At 61.0% G+C, this 17,449-nt stretch carries 11 protein-coding genes and 1 tRNA gene; 2 read left to right on the top strand and 10 right to left on the bottom strand.

The window, feature by feature from the left end:
* The first annotated feature begins 22 nt into the window (after positions 1–22).
* Entirely contained in the window at positions 23–265 is a 243-nt protein-coding gene (locus tag ACQ5BM_RS20880; protein WP_429815353.1) for a hypothetical protein, read from the top strand.
* A gap of 320 nt (positions 266–585) precedes the next feature.
* Complete coding sequence (locus ACQ5BM_RS20875; RefSeq protein ID WP_429815351.1) at positions 586–711, top strand: hypothetical protein; 126 nt, start codon at positions 586–588, stop codon at positions 709–711.
* A 160-nt stretch (positions 712–871) separates the two neighbouring features.
* Here the strand turns inward: ACQ5BM_RS20875 and ACQ5BM_RS20870 are convergent, their stop codons facing one another.
* The 10 genes from ACQ5BM_RS20870 to uvrA form a co-directional block, all read right to left on the bottom strand.
* Complete coding sequence (locus ACQ5BM_RS20870; RefSeq protein ID WP_429815348.1) at positions 872–2,545, bottom strand: ABC transporter ATP-binding protein/permease; 1,674 nt, start codon at positions 2,543–2,545, stop codon at positions 872–874.
* 25 nt (positions 2,546–2,570) lie between these two features.
* Entirely contained in the window at positions 2,571–3,890 is a 1,320-nt protein-coding gene (locus tag ACQ5BM_RS20865) for a glucoamylase family protein (RefSeq protein WP_429815948.1), read from the bottom strand.
* A gap of 126 nt (positions 3,891–4,016) precedes the next feature.
* On the bottom strand, positions 4,017–6,479 hold the full coding sequence (locus ACQ5BM_RS20860) for a phosphoketolase family protein (protein ID WP_429815346.1): 2,463 nt from the start codon (positions 6,477–6,479) through the stop codon (positions 4,017–4,019).
* A gap of 211 nt (positions 6,480–6,690) precedes the next feature.
* A complete protein-coding gene (locus ACQ5BM_RS20855; RefSeq protein ID WP_429815344.1) occupies positions 6,691–7,356 on the bottom strand; it encodes a CBS domain-containing protein in 666 nt (221 codons plus the stop codon).
* Between the two features lie 231 nt (positions 7,357–7,587).
* A tRNA-Ala gene (locus tag ACQ5BM_RS20850) sits at positions 7,588–7,663 on the bottom strand.
* A 166-nt stretch (positions 7,664–7,829) separates the two neighbouring features.
* Positions 7,830–8,351 (bottom strand): hypothetical protein, encoded by a 522-nt coding sequence (locus ACQ5BM_RS20845; protein ID WP_429815342.1) that lies wholly within the window; start codon positions 8,349–8,351, stop codon positions 7,830–7,832.
* 60 nt (positions 8,352–8,411) lie between these two features.
* Positions 8,412–12,209: a vitamin B12-dependent ribonucleotide reductase gene (locus tag ACQ5BM_RS20840; protein WP_429815340.1), complete on the bottom strand. Its 3,798-nt coding sequence runs from the start codon at positions 12,207–12,209 to the stop codon at positions 8,412–8,414.
* A 783-nt stretch (positions 12,210–12,992) separates the two neighbouring features.
* On the bottom strand, positions 12,993–13,796 hold the full coding sequence (locus tag ACQ5BM_RS20835) for a DUF72 domain-containing protein (protein ID WP_429815337.1): 804 nt from the start codon (positions 13,794–13,796) through the stop codon (positions 12,993–12,995).
* Between the two features lie 42 nt (positions 13,797–13,838).
* Positions 13,839–14,291: a GNAT family N-acetyltransferase gene (locus ACQ5BM_RS20830; RefSeq protein ID WP_429815946.1), complete on the bottom strand. Its 453-nt coding sequence runs from the start codon at positions 14,289–14,291 to the stop codon at positions 13,839–13,841.
* Positions 14,292–14,335: 44 nt separating this feature from the next.
* Entirely contained in the window at positions 14,336–17,257 is a 2,922-nt protein-coding gene (gene uvrA / locus ACQ5BM_RS20825) for an excinuclease ABC subunit UvrA (protein WP_429815334.1), read from the bottom strand.
* Positions 17,258–17,449: the final 192 nt, after the last annotated feature.

The raw sequence follows: 17,449 nt of genomic DNA, 5'->3' as shown, positions 1-17,449 counted from the left end.
CTCGAAGCTCGGGGAGGCCGAAATGTCCGTCCGCCTGCAACTCGCCATCATGGTCGGCTTGATGATCAATGCCATTCTGTTCGGGATCGGCATCGTGACAGTTTTGTTGATCCCGGTCCTCGCCGACAACGCCAAATATGCGATCCCGGTGCTGGTCGTTGCCTGCTTTGTCACGACACCGTTCGTCGCCTGGATCATGGCGCCGCGGCTTCGCCTCAGATACTGGCAGGAGCGCGAACAGGCGAACAGGCATCAGCCGATCTAGAGCGCCGTGCGTTCAGATGAACGCACTAAGGTCGCTCTAGCACTTTTGATTCCAGAGCATCTTTCCGCTTTCGAGTGTTTCCACTTGAAAGCGGGATGCTCTAGCCCGCGCGCTCATCGATCATTGACCACGTTTCACGTTCATCCATGAATTTCCAGGTGCGCGAGGCGCCAAGCGGACGCCGGCATAATTTACATCTTCAACGATCAAGTGTTTTGTTATACCACCGACTGGATGCCGCTTGTCCTGTGCGATAGTCCTTATATACCCACTAGTCTCAAGGACATAGCCGCTGTTAAGGCCCGAAAGGAATCGACTTCATGAGAACGATCGTATTGCTGCTCGCACTCGCCACTCTGGCCGCTTGCTCGCAGACCGGCGGCGGTGGCCCGCGCTTTGTTGGCGGTGATGGCGATTACTACCAGGGCATCGTCGCCCCCCGCTAAGGCGATCGTCTCCGTCGATCATTCGGCGAGTGCGGGCGGGCTTTCGCGACAGGGACGAGCTGTCCGGGGAACCGCCGCCGGGCTGGCCCCGAAACCGCAGGCGGTGGGGGGCCATCTTCTACCGTGGCGCGCCGCCGTTTAGGCGACGGCTTGAGGCCCATCATGATTGACGATGTGTCCATGTCCAGCGGCCATCCTCCTGGCAATCCAGTATGGCCTCGTAGAGATCACGGGCATCGCTCTCTTCGCCGTTGGTGATGCAGGTGATCCCGTTCTCGGAGAGCAGGCTCAGCACTTTCCGGAACGTCTCGTGCCCGAGGGTTGCCTCGAGCCGGTCAACAAAGACATATCGCGGTCTTGCGAGAAGCACCTTGGCCACAGCCAGGAGCTGTTGCTGCCCCAAGGACATTTCCCGATCCAACTCCTTCTCCAGTGCGTGAGTGTCGCAGGCAAGGCTCTCGAGACCAACGCTGCGCACGACCTCAAGGATACGACTTTCCGAGATGTCGTCCGGTTTGTCGGCGGGCAGAAGAATCTGCCGAAGCGAGCCCGGCGGCAGGTAAGGTCGCTGTGGAAGAAACAACAGGTCGTTCGGACGTGTGATCCGCCCGTTACCGCTGGTCGGAATTCCGGCGGTCGCCCTGAAGAGCGCTGCGCCTGCAGCCGCATGCGATCCCGATATCAGCACCGGCATTCCCTGCGGGATCGATATTGACAGGTCGTGCAGGAAGGCGTGACCGCCAGTTGAACCCAACGTCACATGCTCGAAGAGCAGATCGCCCTCCCGCTTGACCAGTTCAATACCAGTCGCACCCCTTGTTCGGCTCTTCTCAATGGCTTCCAGCAGGGAACTCAACCGGGACACCACCGCGGCGAAGTTGGAGATAGAGTTGAACTGCCGAACGATCAGGGAGAACGCGCCCACGAGCATCGCGAAGGCCGCACCGGATTGCGTGATGACGCCGAACTCGATTTCTCCCCGCATGAAAGCGGGCGCGATGATCAGGTCCGGGATGATCTGTATCATCCAGTTATAACCGCTCGTAAAATAGGCGAGGTTCCGGTTGACAGTGGTGATGATGCGAATGTTGCCCACGAGGTCGTCGAGGCGTTGGATCAACCTTGTTCTTTGCTGCCCCTCGACGCTCGTCACCATCACCGACTCGGCGTTCTCGCGGACATGCATAAGGCTGGATCTGAAGCTCGCTTCCTTGTCGAGCCGTTCGTAGTTCAGGCCGATGAGAGGGCGTCCCAAGACGATCGTCATGTACGAGCCGCAGGCGGCATAGAACACGGCCACGAAGAAGAGCAGCGGGCTGATGGACCACAACACGCCGGAGAACGTCACCACCGTCAGCGTGCTGCTGAACAGCATGATGATGTAGGAGAGCGTCGTGACGGTGAACGCCTGGATGTCTTCGGATATTCGCTGGTCCGGATGGCTCAGCGTGCCCGAGACCTCCACGCGGTAGTAGGTCTCATTCTCCAGATAGAGATCGACGGCGCGCCGCGTCATGAATTCTCGCCAAAGCAGCGCCAACCGTTCCTCGACAAATCGTGCGATGACGCCGGTAACGGTGAGGACGGCAAACACGCAGACGTAAAACACGGCCTGCCGAATGAACTCGTCCATCTGCCGTTCGGCGATCGCGGTCATGAAATTGCGGCCGACGTAGTTGTTGACGACATTGAGGCCGTTCAAGCCGAACAGCAGCGCCATGAGCCCGACGAACATCCATCTGGCCCTGCCACCGACTTCGGAGGTCAAGAGCATTCGAACAGCCCGTGCAAAGCGCAGTGCGGTTGTTCTGATCGGCACTGGCTGGCTGTCCATCAGAGTACCTTTGTTGATTTGGTCCTTAGAGCCAGCCACCGGAGAAACCTGCTCGCCTCAACCCCACCACGATCGGCGCGCACCGGCGCATGATGTTCCACAGCAGGCCGGTTCGGTAATTCTCGATCATCAGAACCACGGGGCCCTGGTCGATGCCGAAGTGGTAGGGGCTGACCCACCAGCCCGATTCGCTTCCCTCGACGGGAAAGCTTCGGTTGAAGGACGGCTTGAAGCCGTAAAGCTTGGTCATGCCGAGGTTCATGCGGGCGCAATTCCAGACTGTCGGGATGACAATCTCCGGCGCGAACGGCAGCGAGGCGACGACGGCCCAAGGTGACACGGTTCCATCGTCCGGGCCGAAGGGAGCGCCGCGGGCGAGGTAGTCGAAGAACTCTCGTTCGGTGCCGTTTACATTGCGCTTGGTCCAGCCCGGTCCGTCGCTCGCCGTGAAGCCCCAGCAATGCTCGCCATAGCCGACGAAATTCAGCGGGTTGCGGATGGCATATTGCTGCTGGACGAAGGTCGCGTGCCGGCTGTTCTGGAAGTAGTCGCTGTTGTGCTCGCGCATGAATTCGTCGCGGATGCCGCGGAAATCGATCCACATGTGCGAGAGCTGATGCGTAAATAGCGGCCCCGAATAGAGCAATTCGCGACCATAGAGGTTCCGCCAGTCGTAGCTCGCCGTATAGGCAGCATAGGCTTCCGGCGGTAGCGGATGGGTGGGGGAGCCGAGGCCCAGGATGTAGAGAAGCAGGCCTTCGTCGTAACCGCGCCAGCGATAGGGAATGAAACCGTTTTCCGGCCGCCAGCCATGGGTCAGCGTAAGCCCATGATCGCAAGCCCAGTTCCAGTCAGCCCGTTCATAGAGCGCATTTGCCGATCGGCGAATTTCGACTTCTTCCGCCTCATCGCTGTCAAAATAGGCAGCCACCGTCAGCGCGCCAGCGAAGAGGAAAGCGGAGTCGATCGTCGACAGTTCGCATTCCCAAACACGTCTGCCGGTCTCGATATCAAGGAAGTGATAGAAGAAGCCCTTGTAGCCCGAAGCGTCCGGCTCCGGCCCCTGCGGGCATTGCAGCAGAAACTGCAGCCGTCGACGCGCGATTTTCGCGGCGAACTTGCGGATGACGATGCCCCGCTCGACCAGAACCGGGATCGTTGCGAGCGCCATGCCGATTGCCGCGATACTTGCGGGCGCATCTTCCTGCGTCTTGTCGCGCACGAGCCCGTTATCGGGATTGGTGCAATGCAGGTAGTAGAGCAGGGTGGTAAACTGCAGCCGGGCTAGATCCTGCTCGGTCGGCATCCGGTTCAGTTCGGGATCTGTCGACAGCAATTCCGACATGGCCAGCCAGCCGCGATTACGACGAGGGTTCATTCATCCAATGTGGGCGAGACGCTCCTGCCGGAGCGGCTCGCCGGCCCGATCGGGCGATCGGAGCAAGGTCGTCAATAGGGTAGCGCGCGGACCCTAGACATTGTCGCCTTCCGTCGATGTCGCCGGCTTCGTCTGCTGCGCATCTTTGACGCCCCATTTCCAGCCGCTGATCGACGGCATGTCGTCGCCGTGCTTCTCGATATATTCCCGATGTTCGATCAGCTTGGCCTGTATCGCCTGCTTGAAATAGGCGGCACGCGCGCCGAGCTGCGGCAGGCGGTCGATGACGTCGCCGGCGAGATGGAAGCGGTCCAGCTCGTTCAGCACCACCATGTCGAACGGCGTCGTGGTCGTGCCTTCCTCCTTGTAGCCGCGCACATGCAGGTTGTCGTGGTTGGTGCGGCGGTAGGTGAGGCGGTGGATCAGCCACGGATAGCCGTGGAAGGCAAAGATGATCGGCTTGTCCCTGGTGAAGATGCCATCGAAATCGCGGTCGGAGAGGCCGTGGGGGTGCTCTTCCGCCGGCTGCAGCTTCATCAGATTGACGACGTTGACCACCCGGACCTTCACTTCGGGAAGATGCTCGCGCAACAACTGCACCGCTGCCAGCGTTTCGAGCGTCGGAACGTCGCCGCAGCAAGCCATGACGACGTCCGGCTCGCTGTTGGCATCATTGCTGGCCCAATCCCAGATGCTGACGCCCATGCTGCAATGGCGCACGGCCTGTTCCATCGTCAGCCATTGCGGCCCCGGTTGCTTGCCGGCGACGACGACGTTGATGTAGTTGCGGCTGCGCAGGCAATGGTCGGTGACGGAGAGCAGCGTGTTGGCATCCGGCGGCAGGTAGACGCGGATGACGTCGGCCTTCTTGTTGACGACGTGATCGATGAAGCCGGGATCCTGGTGGCTGAAGCCGTTGTGGTCCTGCCGCCAGACATGGGAGCTCAGGAAGTAGTTCAGCGACGCAACGGGCCGGCGCCAGGGAATCTCGTTGCAGACCTTCAGCCACTTGGCATGCTGGTTGAACATCGAATCGATGATGTGAATGAAGGCTTCGTAGCAGGAGAAGAAGCCGTGGCGGCCGGTCAAAAGATAGCCTTCGAGCCAGCCCTGGCACTGGTGTTCGCTCAAGACCTCCATGATGCGGCCATCCGGTGAGAGATGATCGTCCTCCGGATAGATCTCGGCCATGTAGCAGCGATTGGTGACCTCGAGCACGTCTTGCCAGCGGTTGGAATTGTTTTCGTCCGGGCTGAACAGCCGGAAGTTCCTGGAGTCCATGTTGGACTTCATGACGTCGCGCAGGAACTTGCCCATGACGCGGGCGGCTTCCACGGTGGTCGCACCCGGACGCGGAACGTCGACGGCATAATTCCGGAAAGCCGGCATCTTCAGGTCGCGCAGCAGCAGGCCGCCATTGGCGTGCGGATTGTCGCTCATGCGGCGATGCCCCGTCGGCGCCAGCGCTGCGATTTCCGGCTTCAGCCGGCCCTCGTCGCTGAAAAGCTCCTCGGGGCGATAGCTCTTCATCCACTGCTCGAGGATGCGGATGTGCTCGGGCTTGTCCATTTCGCCCATCGGCACCTGGTGCGAGCGCCAGTAGTCCTCGCATTTCTTGCCGTCGATCTCCTTCGGGCAGGTCCAGCCCTTGGGCGTGCGGAAGATGATCATCGGCCAGGCCGGCCGCTTCAGGTTGCCCCTCACGCGGGCGTCGTCCCAGATCTGCCGGATCTCCGCCATGGCCGTATCGAGCACGCCGGCCAGTTGCTGGTGCACGCTATCCGGATCATGCCCTTCGACGAAATAGGGCTTGTAGCCCATGCCCTCGAAGAACTTCTGCAACTCGTCGCGCGGGATGCGGGCGAGGAAGCACGGGTTGGCGATCTTGTAGCCGTTCAAATGCAGGATTGGCAGGACGCAGCCGTCGCGGGCGGGATTCAGGAACTTGTTGCTTTGCCAACCGGTCGCAAGCGGCCCGGTTTCGGCCTCGCCATCGCCGACGATGCAGGCGACGACGAGGTCCGGGTTGTCGAAGGCCGCGCCATAGGCATGGCTCAGCGCATAGCCGAGCTCGCCGCCCTCATGGATGCTGCCGGGCGTTTCCGGCGCCACGTGGCTCGGTATGCCGCCCGGAAAGCTGAACTGCTTGAAGAGCCGCTGCATGCCCTCGGCGTCTTCGCCGATATTCGGATAGAACTCGCTATAGGTCCCTTCGAGATAGGCATGCGCCACCAGCGACGGTCCGCCGTGCCCCGGCCCGATGATATAGATCATGTTGAGATCGTCGCGCTTGATCACGCGGTTGAGATGCACATAGAGCATGTTGAGGCCCGGCGAGGTGCCCCAATGGCCGAGCAGGCGTGGCTTGATGTGTTCGCGTTTCAGCGGCTCGCGCAGGAGCGGATTGTCGAGCAGATAGATCTGGCCGACGGAAAGATAGTTCGAAGCCCGCCAATAGGCGTCCATCAGACGGAGTTCTTCTGACGACAGCGGAGTTGCTGAATGCGATTTTCCGGATGCCGTCTCTTGCATCGATGCCGTTTCAGGCGAAACCATCTGAACCTCCCGATCATTAGGACATTGCCTGGATTGCTCAGGCTTGCGGCGGTGCAAGCCACTGCAGTCCTCTGAATTCGCGACGGTCGTTGCTGTTTCCCGTTGGCGGGCGGAAGGGTGGAACGCCTGTCTTCGGACGACAGCGGCAAGGATCGTCTTGCTATTTCAGCGTCGCGGACACCTGCGTGCCGCGGCGGTTTCAAAATGCGCTCTATTGCGGATATGGTTCCGAGAAATGCTCGACCACCGCCCGAACGCCGCGGACATTTTCCGCGACGGTCCGTGCGGCTCTCCGGCACTCGGCAGTCTCCACATTGCCCCAGAGATGGACGATGCCGTCGGTCACCGCGACCTTTATATCCAGCCCTTCGAGACCGGTATTCTCGCCAAGGCGCACGAGAATGCTGCGCCGGATGGCTTCATCGCCTGCGGCCGTCTCGTCCTGTTTCGCTTGCAAAAGCGCCTGCAGCAGGTCGGCGCGGCTGACGATGCCGACCAGGACACCATTTCTCAGGACAGGAATGCGCTTGATGCCGCGCTCCTGCATCACCGCGGCCACACGCGCCACGGACGCATCCTCACCGATCGTCACCGGATCGGCCGTCATCGCGTCGCCGACCCGCCAGGAAGACCGCCGCACATAAGCGTTGGCGCGCTCATCGGCAGCTATCGTCACATCCACTATCGGGACGCCGCCCCCGAGTTCGGTCCGACGGATGAGATCACCCTCGCTGATCAAGCCCACCAGACGACCTTCATCGTCAACGACGGGGAGGCCGCTGACGTGATTTTCGAGCATGATCCGGGCTGCCTGTCTGACGCTGTTGTCAGGGGATAGCTTGACGACCGATGTCGTCATTACATCTTTGACGCGCATGTCGATCCAACCCCGAATAGGACCTTGGTACCGTCATCAGCAGGCGTAAGGTAAACCTATCGCGGCTGTTCGACAACCGGTTCGCGCGATGCAATTTCCAAGAAGGCAGGGACCAACTGCACCTTCTAGACGAAGACACATTCCGCCAGCGTTCACTATGAGAGCATATGGCTGTCCCCATGTCTCAGGGACAAACTGTCACCTATGTCTCCGGGTCGGACACTTAAGTCTTGGTGGAGCCGAAGGGAGTCGAACCCTCGACCTCCGCAGTGCGATTGCGGCGCTCTCCCAACTGAGCTACGGCCCCATCCCAAGTGGGATCATGTACAAATCTGTGGTCTTTGCAAGGGCAACATAGCAGACCTTGGTCCGTTCAGAATGTAAGAGGGCGAGGCGGGTCATCCGCCGATCGTGGCGTTGGTCTCAGAGTCACGACTCGGCCACCTTCGCGTCGATCAACAAAACTCGGGGTATCAAACCGGACTTAATCTCTTAGAGGTTGCTAGGGCTGTCACTGTCATAAGTATGGCAGGAAAAACACCATAGACGACACCAACAAGAACGTCTTCGATATTATAATCACCTGAAAATAGTTGCGGCAGACTATAGTCTGAAAAATCGTATGTGATGTAGCAAGGAGTAGCGCCTGTAGCTAATACACCCCAAGCGAGGTCTCTATTAATAAAGAGCAATAAAGATGATACGCAGAAGGTGCCTATATGACATCCCAGCTCTTTCGTGGACCATTTGTATGGTCGCGGCCTCATGAAGCCGAAGTAACAAAAGATTGCTATCGGAATAATCAAAAAGGGGGTGCTCAGCATTGCCCCGACTTGGAAGCTACCTGTGTCCCCTTGCGTGCAGGTCTCGGAATAGCCGAGCGCTTGCAGAACACACGCCACCACTGTTGAAACGAATGCTGCCCCCATTCGCAAACTCACGACCTCGCCCCTGCCGAGCAGCGCGCGACATTTTTTCGGCTCATTCTGTTTCACATTGTGGGCTCCGTGACATTTGTACGGAGCCCATCCACACACACTCGTTTGCGATCAGCCTTAGCTGCAGCCGCTCGTCGCGCCGCAGGTGTCGCACTTCTCGCAGGTGCCGTTGCGCACCATCGTGAAGTTCTGGCACTCGGTGCACATGTTGCCGGTGTAGCCCTGCATGATCGAGCGGGCGCGGCGTTCGGCTTCCACCTTCTTGGCATCCGTCTTGGCCGATGCCGCTTCAGCGGCTGCCTTGTCGGAGAAGAGGGCGGTCACTTCCTGCTCGACTTCGCCGGCGATCTCTTCCGCCAGTTCCGCGGCGCGCTCTTCATAGTCGCGCTTGAAGGCGACGACTTCCGAGGTGGCGACCGCTGCAGTCGTCTCGAGCTTGCGGGCCGCGTTGCCGGCAATTGCCGTCACCGTCGCGCCGGACGAAGCGCGGGCAGGGGCTGCCGTGGACGAGCCCTTGGGCTCACTGGCCGTACGATCCGCCGTGCCGCCGACGATCGTCGGCTTGTAGCCGCGGGTCCAGCCCGTCGAGATCAGGTTGGTCTTGCCTTCCTGGATGCCCTTGCCAAGCGCGGTGTTGCCGAAGTCGGAGGTGTCGACATGGGCGAGGTCGTGACGGCCGAGATAGGAGACCGCCAGTTCGCGGAAGACGTAGTCGAGGATCGACGTCGCGTTCTTGATCGCATCGTTGCCCTGGACCATGCCGGCCGGCTCGAACTTGGTGAAGGTGAAGGCCTCCACATATTCTTCGAGCGGAACGCCGTATTGCAGGCCGAGCGAGATGGCGATGGCGAAGTTGTTCATCATCGCACGGAAGGCGGCCCCTTCCTTGTGCATGTCGATGAAGATCTCGCCGAGGCGGCCGTCACCGAATTCGCCGGTGCGCAGATACACCTTGTGACCGCCGACGACGGCCTTCTGGGTGTAGCCCTGGCGGCGGTTCGGCAGCTTTTCGCGGGCGCGGATCACCTTCTCGATGACGCGCTCGACGATCTTTTCGGTGATGGTGACGGCCTGGGCGGCGGCCGGCGCCTGGATCAGGTCTTCCAGCGCATCCTCGTCCCTGTCGTCCTCGATTAGCGAGGCGTTCAGCGGCTGCGACAGCTTCGAGCCGTCGCGATAGAGCGCGTTCGCCTTCAGCGCCAGCTTCCAGGAAAGCATGTAGGCGTTCTTGCAATCCTCGACGGTCGCCTCGTTCGGCATGTTGATCGTCTTGGAGATCGCGCCCGAGATGAACGGCTGGGCCGCCGCCATCATGCGGATGTGGCTTTCGACCGAAAGGTAGCGCTTGCCGATCTTGCCGCAGGGGTTGGCGCAATCGAAGACCGGCAGGTGCTCGTTCTTCAGGAACGGCGCGCCTTCGAGCGTCATGGCGCCGCAGACGTGGATGTTGGCGGCCTCGATGTCCTTCCTGGAGAAGCCCATGTGCTCCAGCAGGTTGAAGTCCATCGCGCCGAGCTGCTCGTCGGTGACCTTCAGCGTGCCCTTGAGGAAGTCGGCGCCGAGTGTCCACTGGTTGAAGACGAACTTGATGTCGAAGGCGCTCTTCAGCGCGGCGTTGACGGCTTCCACCTTCTCGTCGGTGAAGCCCTTGGCCTTCAGCGTCGTCGGGTTGATCGCCGGCGCCTGGTTCAGGTTGCCGTGGCCGACGGCGTAGGCTTCGATCTCGGCGATCTGGCTTTCGCTATAGCCGAGCGAGCGCAGCGCTTCCGGAACCGCGCGGTTAATGATCTTGAAGTAGCCGCCGCCGGCGAGCTTCTTGAACTTGACCAGCGCGAAGTCGGGCTCGATGCCGGTCGTGTCGCAGTCCATGACGAGGCCGATCGTGCCGGTCGGCGCGATCACGGTCGCCTGGGCGTTGCGGTAACCGTGCTTCTCGCCGAGTTCCAGCGCCTTGTCCCAGGCACTCATGGCGTGGATGATCAGGTCCTGATCCGGGCTGTCCGAGTGGATGAGGGCGACCGGGTTGACCGAGAGCGCCTCGTAACCGGTCGTCTCGCCATAGGCGGCGCGGCGGTGGTTGCGGATGACGCGCAGCATGTTTTCGCGGTTCGGTGCAAAGCCCGGGAACGGGCCGAGCTTCTCAGCCATCTCGGCCGACGTGGCGTAGGAGATACCGGTCATGATCGCGGTGAGGGCACCGGCGATGGCGCGGCCTTCGGCGCTGTCATAGGGGATGCCCGAGGACATCAGCAGGCCGCCGATATTGGCGTAGCCGAGGCCGAGCGTGCGGTATTCGTAGGAGAGTTCGGCAATCTCGCGGGACGGGAACTGCGCCATCATCACCGAGACTTCGAGAACGATGGTCCACAGGCGGACGGCATGTTCGTAGTCGGCGATGTTGATGCGCTTGGTCGCCGCATCCTTGAACATCATCAGGTTCAGCGAGGCGAGGTTGCAGGCGGTGTCGTCGAGGAACATGTATTCCGAGCACGGGTTCGACGCGCGGATCGGGCCGGCGGCCGGGCTCGTGTGCCAGTCGTTCATCGTCGTGTTGAAGTGCAGGCCCGGATCGGCCGATGCCCAGGCGGCGTAGGAGATCGACTCCCAGAGGTCACGGGCCTTCAGCGTCTTCAGGACACGGCCGTCCTTGCGGGCGGTCAGGTGCCAGTCGCCATCAGCCTCGACGGCGCGCAGGAAGTCGTCCTTGATCGAGACCGAGTTGTTGGAGTTCTGCCCCGAAACCGTGAGGTAGGCTTCCGAATCCCAATCGGTGTCGTAGGTCTTGAATTCGAGATCCTTGTAGCCCTGCTTGGCGAACTGGATGACACGCTGGACGTAGTTTTCCGGAACCAGGGCCTGCTTGGCGGCGCGGATCTCGCGCTTCAGCGCCGGGTTCTGCTTCGGGTCATAGCAGGCGTCGTCGGTGCCGTCGCAGTTGACGCAGGCCTTCATGATCGCCTTCAGGTGCTTGGCGACGACCTTGGAACCGGTGACGAGGGCGGCAACCTTCTGCTCTTCCTTGACCTTCCAGTTGATGTATTCCTCGATATCCGGATGGTCGATGTCGACGACGACCATCTTGGCGGCGCGACGGGTGGTGCCGCCCGACTTGATGGCGCCGGCGGCGCGGTCGCCGATCTTCAGGAACGACATCAGACCCGAGGACTTGCCGCCGCCCGAGAGCTTTTCGCCTTCGCTGCGCAGATGCGAGAAGTTGGAGCCGGTGCCGGAGCCATACTTGAACAGGCGCGCTTCGCGCACCCAGAGGTCCATGATGCCGCCTTCGTTGACGAGATCGTCGGCAACCGACTGGATGAAGCAGGCATGCGGCTGCGGGTGCTCGTAGGCGGACTTGGACTTCGTCAGCTTGCCGGTGAAGGGGTCGACATAGAAGTGGCCCTGGCCGGGGCCGTCAATGCCGTAGGCCCAGTGCAGGCCGGTGTTGAACCATTGCGGCGAGTTCGGCGCAACGCGCTGGGTGGCGAGCATATAGGCGAGTTCGTCCTGGAAGGCAGAGGCGTCTTCTTCCGTGTCGAAATAGCCGCCCTTCCAGCCCCAATAGGCCCAGGTGCCGGCCAGGCGATCGAAGACCTGGCGGGCATCGGTTTCGGAACCGTACTGTTCTTCCTTCGGCAGCGCCTTCAGCGCATCCTGATCGGGAACCGAGCGCCAGAGGAAGGAGGGGACATCGTTCTCCTCGACGCGCTTCATCTTGGCGGGCACGCCAGCCTTGCGGAAATACTTCTGGGCGAGAATGTCGGCAGCGACCTGGCTGAATTGCGCCGGAACGTCGATATCGGCAAGGCGGAAAACGATCGAACCATCGGGGTTCTTGATCTCACTCGTAGCCTTGCGGAATTCGATCTCCGCATAGGCGGATTGCCCGGCCTTGGTGAAACGACGTTCGATCTTCATTGTCCCTGGTCCTTCGTGTTGCCTAGCGCCCGCCACAGGCGCAATTGTCCCCGCCCGGCCGCGAGGGGCATCCCGCAGCCAGTCTCAGCTTCCGTCCTTGGAGAGAAACCCATAACTGGGTGACCCTGTATCTTGTGAGATAGGCTGACTGCAAGCACTAAATATAGTGTTAACAGCTGATTTATGCCAGCCAAATGTTGCTCAAGCGGGCCACAAAGATCGCACAAAAATCCTCACGGCGACCGCATGGTGAAATCCATGACTGCCGCCTGTCAGAACCGACGATTTGGTGAGATGAACCGGGCGCTAAACAATCCGGTCCGCCGCCGTCGCAACGTGAAATCCATTAACCGTGAATCGTCCGGGGGCGTCAAGGGGTGGTTTGTGACGGAAGTTTGGGCGCTAGATGTTGTGTGGACCGACTGTGGAAAACGGGGACATCGGTCAACACCATGAAAATCAGGCACTTCCAGAGGTTGCCTGTGAGACTGCCGCAACGGTCAGCGCGAAATCAAAAAATTGACGGGTAAAAAACTGCATAAATACCATCCCCAACGGTACCCTCGGTTGCACTTGCGGAAGCGATGTGGGGTGGGCGTCGTGATTCGCGTCTTGCGCCTTGAGGCCGTTGGCCTTTTGGGTTCCCGCAGCGAAACGCCGACACCGCTGGAAACGGCTGTTCCAGCCTCGCTGATCGTCGGTGACGCTGGCGCGGCACAAGGACTGGTAGGTTGGTAACGGGTGAGCGGGATCAGGCGCGTGCACTGATCCCCGCCTTGGACCTCAATCGACACGCTTCTGCAACTCACGGGCACCGTTCGGCGCATTCACCTTGCCCTCGGTGATGAAGTAGGCGAACACGTCGCGCGGCTCCTTCGCGGCCTTGCGCTCCGGAGCGCTCTTGTCGAGCCCGTTCGGCTCGTCGCCGCTTGCGAAGGCCTTGGCGCGCTCGGCCCAGAGGTCGAGCTTGTCGGCCGCATAACAGGTCTCGATGTCGTCGCTGCCCTTCTGCAGGCGGAGATAGACGAAATCGGCGGTAACGTCGGCGATCATCGGATAATCCGCATGTTCGGCGAGCACCACGGCAACGCCGTATTTCTCCAGCAGCGCCACGAATTCCGGAACCTGGAAGGTGGGATTGCGGACCTCGACCACATGGCGCAGCGCAAGCCCATCCTGCTTTGCCGGCAGAAGTTTCAGGAAACCCTCGAAGTCGTCGGGTTCGAACTTCTTCGTCGGCGCGAACTGCCAGAGGATCGGCCCGAGATGGGGTCCGAGCTCGGTCAAGCCCTGCGTCAGGAATCGCTCCATGGATTCACCGGCTTCCGAGAGAACCTTGCGGTTGGTGACGAAGCGGCTCGCCTTCAACGAAAAGATGAAATCCTCAGGTACTTCGGAGGCCCATTTGGCGAAGGTCTCGGGCTTTTGCGAGGAGTAATAGGTGCCGTTCACCTCGATCGCGCGAAGCTGTTTGCTTGCGTATTCGAGCTGGCGCTTCTTCGCCAGCCCGCTCGGATAGAAGGTGCCCTCCCAGGGCTCGAAGGTCCAGCCGCCGATACCAACGCGGATCTTTCCGGATTTTGCCATGCCATCCTCCTCGACAACGGTCATCGCTTGACCGCGTGCTTTTCAGTCCTTGATCGATTTCGTCATGTCCACGAGCGTCCACCCTGGACGATAGGGATTGGGTCTGCGACCCGTTTCTTGAAATCCATAGGCGCGATAGAGCGCGATGTTTCGCTCCATGCGTGAATTGGTATAGAGCCGCACCTCCGGCAAGCCCCACTCGGCCGCCTTGCTCTCCAGGAACTGCAGGAGCTCGATACCGAGCCCTTGGCCCTGAAAAGCTGGGGCGACGGCAATGCTGAAGATCAGCAGGTGATCGGCGTGCCGCTCGAAGACGGCCAGCGCGATGACAACTTCATCTCGCTCCCGAAGCCAAACCTCGCCGCTGACAATGCGTGGGCCGTAGTCCTCGGTGACCGGGAGCGGCGGCCCGCCAAGAAGCGCCCGGTAGGGCTCGTAGGCCGCCTCGGTCAGGCCTTGCACAGCAGCCAGATCCTCCAGACGAGCAGGCCGCATCATCCGCGATCACTCCTTGTGGTCGCCGATCGGCGTCGAGGCGATCACTCCGCCGCCTCGACCTTCTTCATCGGCCGGCGCTCGAGAAGCTCCTTCAGGAACTGGCCGGTATAGGAGCGCTTCTCCTTGACCACCTCCTCAGGCGTGCCCTTGGCGATGACCTCGCCGCCGCCATCGCCACCCTCGGGACCGAAGTCGATGATCCAGTCGGCGGTCTTGATGACCTCAAGATTATGCTCGATGACGACGACGGAATTGCCCTGGTTCACGAGTTCATGCAGAACTTCAAGAAGCTTGGCTACGTCGTGGAAATGCAAGCCGGTCGTCGGCTCGTCGAGAATATAGAGCGTCCGGCCGGTGGAGCGCTTCGACAGTTCCTTCGCCAGCTTAACGCGCTGGGCTTCACCGCCTGAAAGCGTGTTTGCCTGCTGCCCGACCTTGATGTAGCCGAGGCCCACCTGGTTCAGCGTCACCAGCTTGTCGCGCACGGCGGGGACGGCGGCAAAGAACTCCACGCCTTCCTCGACCGTCATGTCGAGCACGTCGGCAATGGACTTGCCCTTGAAGTGCACGTCGAGCGTTTCGCGGTTGTAACGCTTGCCGTGGCAGACATCGCAGGTGACGTAGACATCCGGCAGGAAGTGCATCTCGATCTTGATGACGCCGTCGCCCTGGCAGGCCTCGCAGCGGCCACCCTTGACGTTGAAGGAGAAGCGGCCCGGCTGGTAGCCGCGCGCCTTTGCCTCCGGCAGACCGGCGAACCAATCGCGGATCGGCGTGAAGGCGCCGGTATAGGTCGCCGGGTTGGAGCGCGGCGTGCGGCCGATCGGCGACTGGTCGATGTCGATCACCTTGTCGATATGCTCGAAGCCATCGATGCGGTCATGCTCCGCCGGGTTCTCGCGCGCGCCCATGATGCGGCGGGCAGCGGCCTTGTAGAGCGTTTCGATCAGGAAGGTCGACTTGCCGCCGCCGGACACACCGGTCACGGCGGTGAAGACGCCGAGCGGGATCGAGGCGGTGACGTTCTTCAGGTTGTTGGCGCGTGCGCCAACAACGGTGATTTCCTTTTTCTTCTTCGGCTTCCGACGTTCTGACGGAACCGCGACCGAAAGCTCGCCGGAAAGATACTTGCCGGTGAGCGATTTCGGATTGGCCATGATGTCCGATGGGGATCCTTGCGCGATGACCTCGCCGCCATGGATACCCGCGGCCGGGCCGATGTCGACGACATAGTCGGCCGTCAGGATCGCGTCCTCGTCGTGCTCGACGACGATCACGGTATTGCCGATGTCGCGGAGATGGCGGAGCGTTTCGAGCAGGCGGGCGTTGTCGCGCTGGTGCAGGCCGATCGACGGTTCGTCGAGCACGTAGAGCACGCCAGTGAGGCCCGAGCCGATCTGCGAGGCAAGCCGGATACGCTGGCTTTCACCACCCGAGAGCGTTCCGGAGTTGCGCGACAGGCTGAGATATTCGAGGCCGACATCGTTGAGGAAGCGCAGACGGTCGCGGATCTCCTTGAGGATGCGGACGGCGATTTCGTTCTGCTTGGTATTGAGATGCGCCGGCAGAGCCTCGAACCAGTCGCGCGCAACGCGGATCGACATCTCGGTGACCTGACCGATATGCAGCTTGTCGATCTTGACCGCCAGCGCCTCGGGCTTCAGGCGGAAACCGGCGCAGGCCGGGCAGGGCGCGGCCGACATGTAGCGCTCGATCTCTTCGCGCGCCCAGGCGCTGTCGGTTTCCTTCCACCGGCGCTCGAGATTTGGCACGATGCCTTCGAAATTCTTGGTGGTGTTGTAGGAGCGGGCGCCGTCCTCATAGTGGAAGACGATTTTCTCTTCCGTTCCGTGAAGGATCGCATTCTGCGCAGCCGACGACAGTTCGTTCCAGCGGTTGCCGAGCTTGAAGCCGAAGGCCTTGCCGAGCGCTTCCAGCGTCTGGTTGTAATAGGGAGACGAGGACTTGGCCCAAGGCGCGATCGCGCCGTCACGCAAGGTCCTGTGCTCCTCCGGAACGATCAACGCCACGTCGATCTTCTGCTGGCTGCCGAGCCCGTCACAGGTCGGGCAGGCGCCGAAGGGATTGTTGAACGAGAACAGGCGCGGCTCGATCTCCGGGATGGTGAAACCGGAGACCGGGCAGGCAAATTTTTCAGAAAACAGCACGCGCTCGTGGGTCTCGTTCAGCGACTTGTTGGCCGAGCCGCCTGCAGCCGTTTCTGCCGGCGGCAGCGGCTTGTCGGCGAATTCGGCAATGGCAAGCCCGTCGGCGAGCGTCAGGCAGGTCTCGATGCTGTCGGCGAGGCGCGAGGCGAGGTCCGGCCGCACGACGACGCGGTCGACCACGACGTCGATGTCGTGCTTGTACTTCTTGTCGAGCGCCGGAACTTCGGCGATCTCGTAAAAGGTGCCGTCGACCTTGACGCGCTGAAAGCCCTTCTTCATCAGCTCGGCGAGTTCCTTCTTGTACTCGCCCTTGCGGCCGCGAACGAGCGGCGCGAGGATATAAAGGCGCGTGCCTTCGCCGAACTCCAGCACCCGATCGACCATCTGGCTGATCGTCTGGCTCTCGATCGGAAGCCCCGTCGCCGGCGAATAGGGCACGCCGACGCGCGCGAAGAGCAGGCGCATATAGTCGTAGATTTCGGTGACCGTGCCGACCGTCGAACGCGGGTTGCGCGAGGTCGTCTTCTGTTCGATCGAAATCGCCGGCGACAGGCCGTCGATCTGGTCGACATCCGGCTTCTGCATCATCTCGAGGAACTGGCGCGCATAGGCCGACAGGCTCTCGACATAGCGGCGCTGTCCTTCGGCATAGATCGTATCGAAGGCGAGCGAGGACTTGCCGGAGCCGGATAGGCCGGTCATCACGATCAGCTTGTTGCGCGGCAGATCGAGGTCGATGCCTTTCAGATTGTGCTCGCGCGCACCACGAATGGAGATGGTCTTGAGTTCACTCATCGGAAGCCAGCTTTTGCATGTCGGTTGAAAGCCCCCTATGTAATGACGCTAACGCCCATGTCGAGGCGCAATCGGCAAAAGAGGCGGCCAATTCGAGTCGGTTGACAGGATCATAGCCGAATACTAGAACAAATAAAGAACAAAACGCCCATAAAACGACCAAAACTGTTGTGGATTATGTGCGAGGCGGGG

It is taken from the genome of Ensifer sp. B1-9 (genome assembly GCF_050474445.1).
GTDB lineage: Bacteria > Pseudomonadota > Alphaproteobacteria > Rhizobiales > Rhizobiaceae > Ensifer.
Note: the sequence above shows the minus strand (reverse complement) of the source record. Positions and strands in the feature narration are given on the sequence as shown.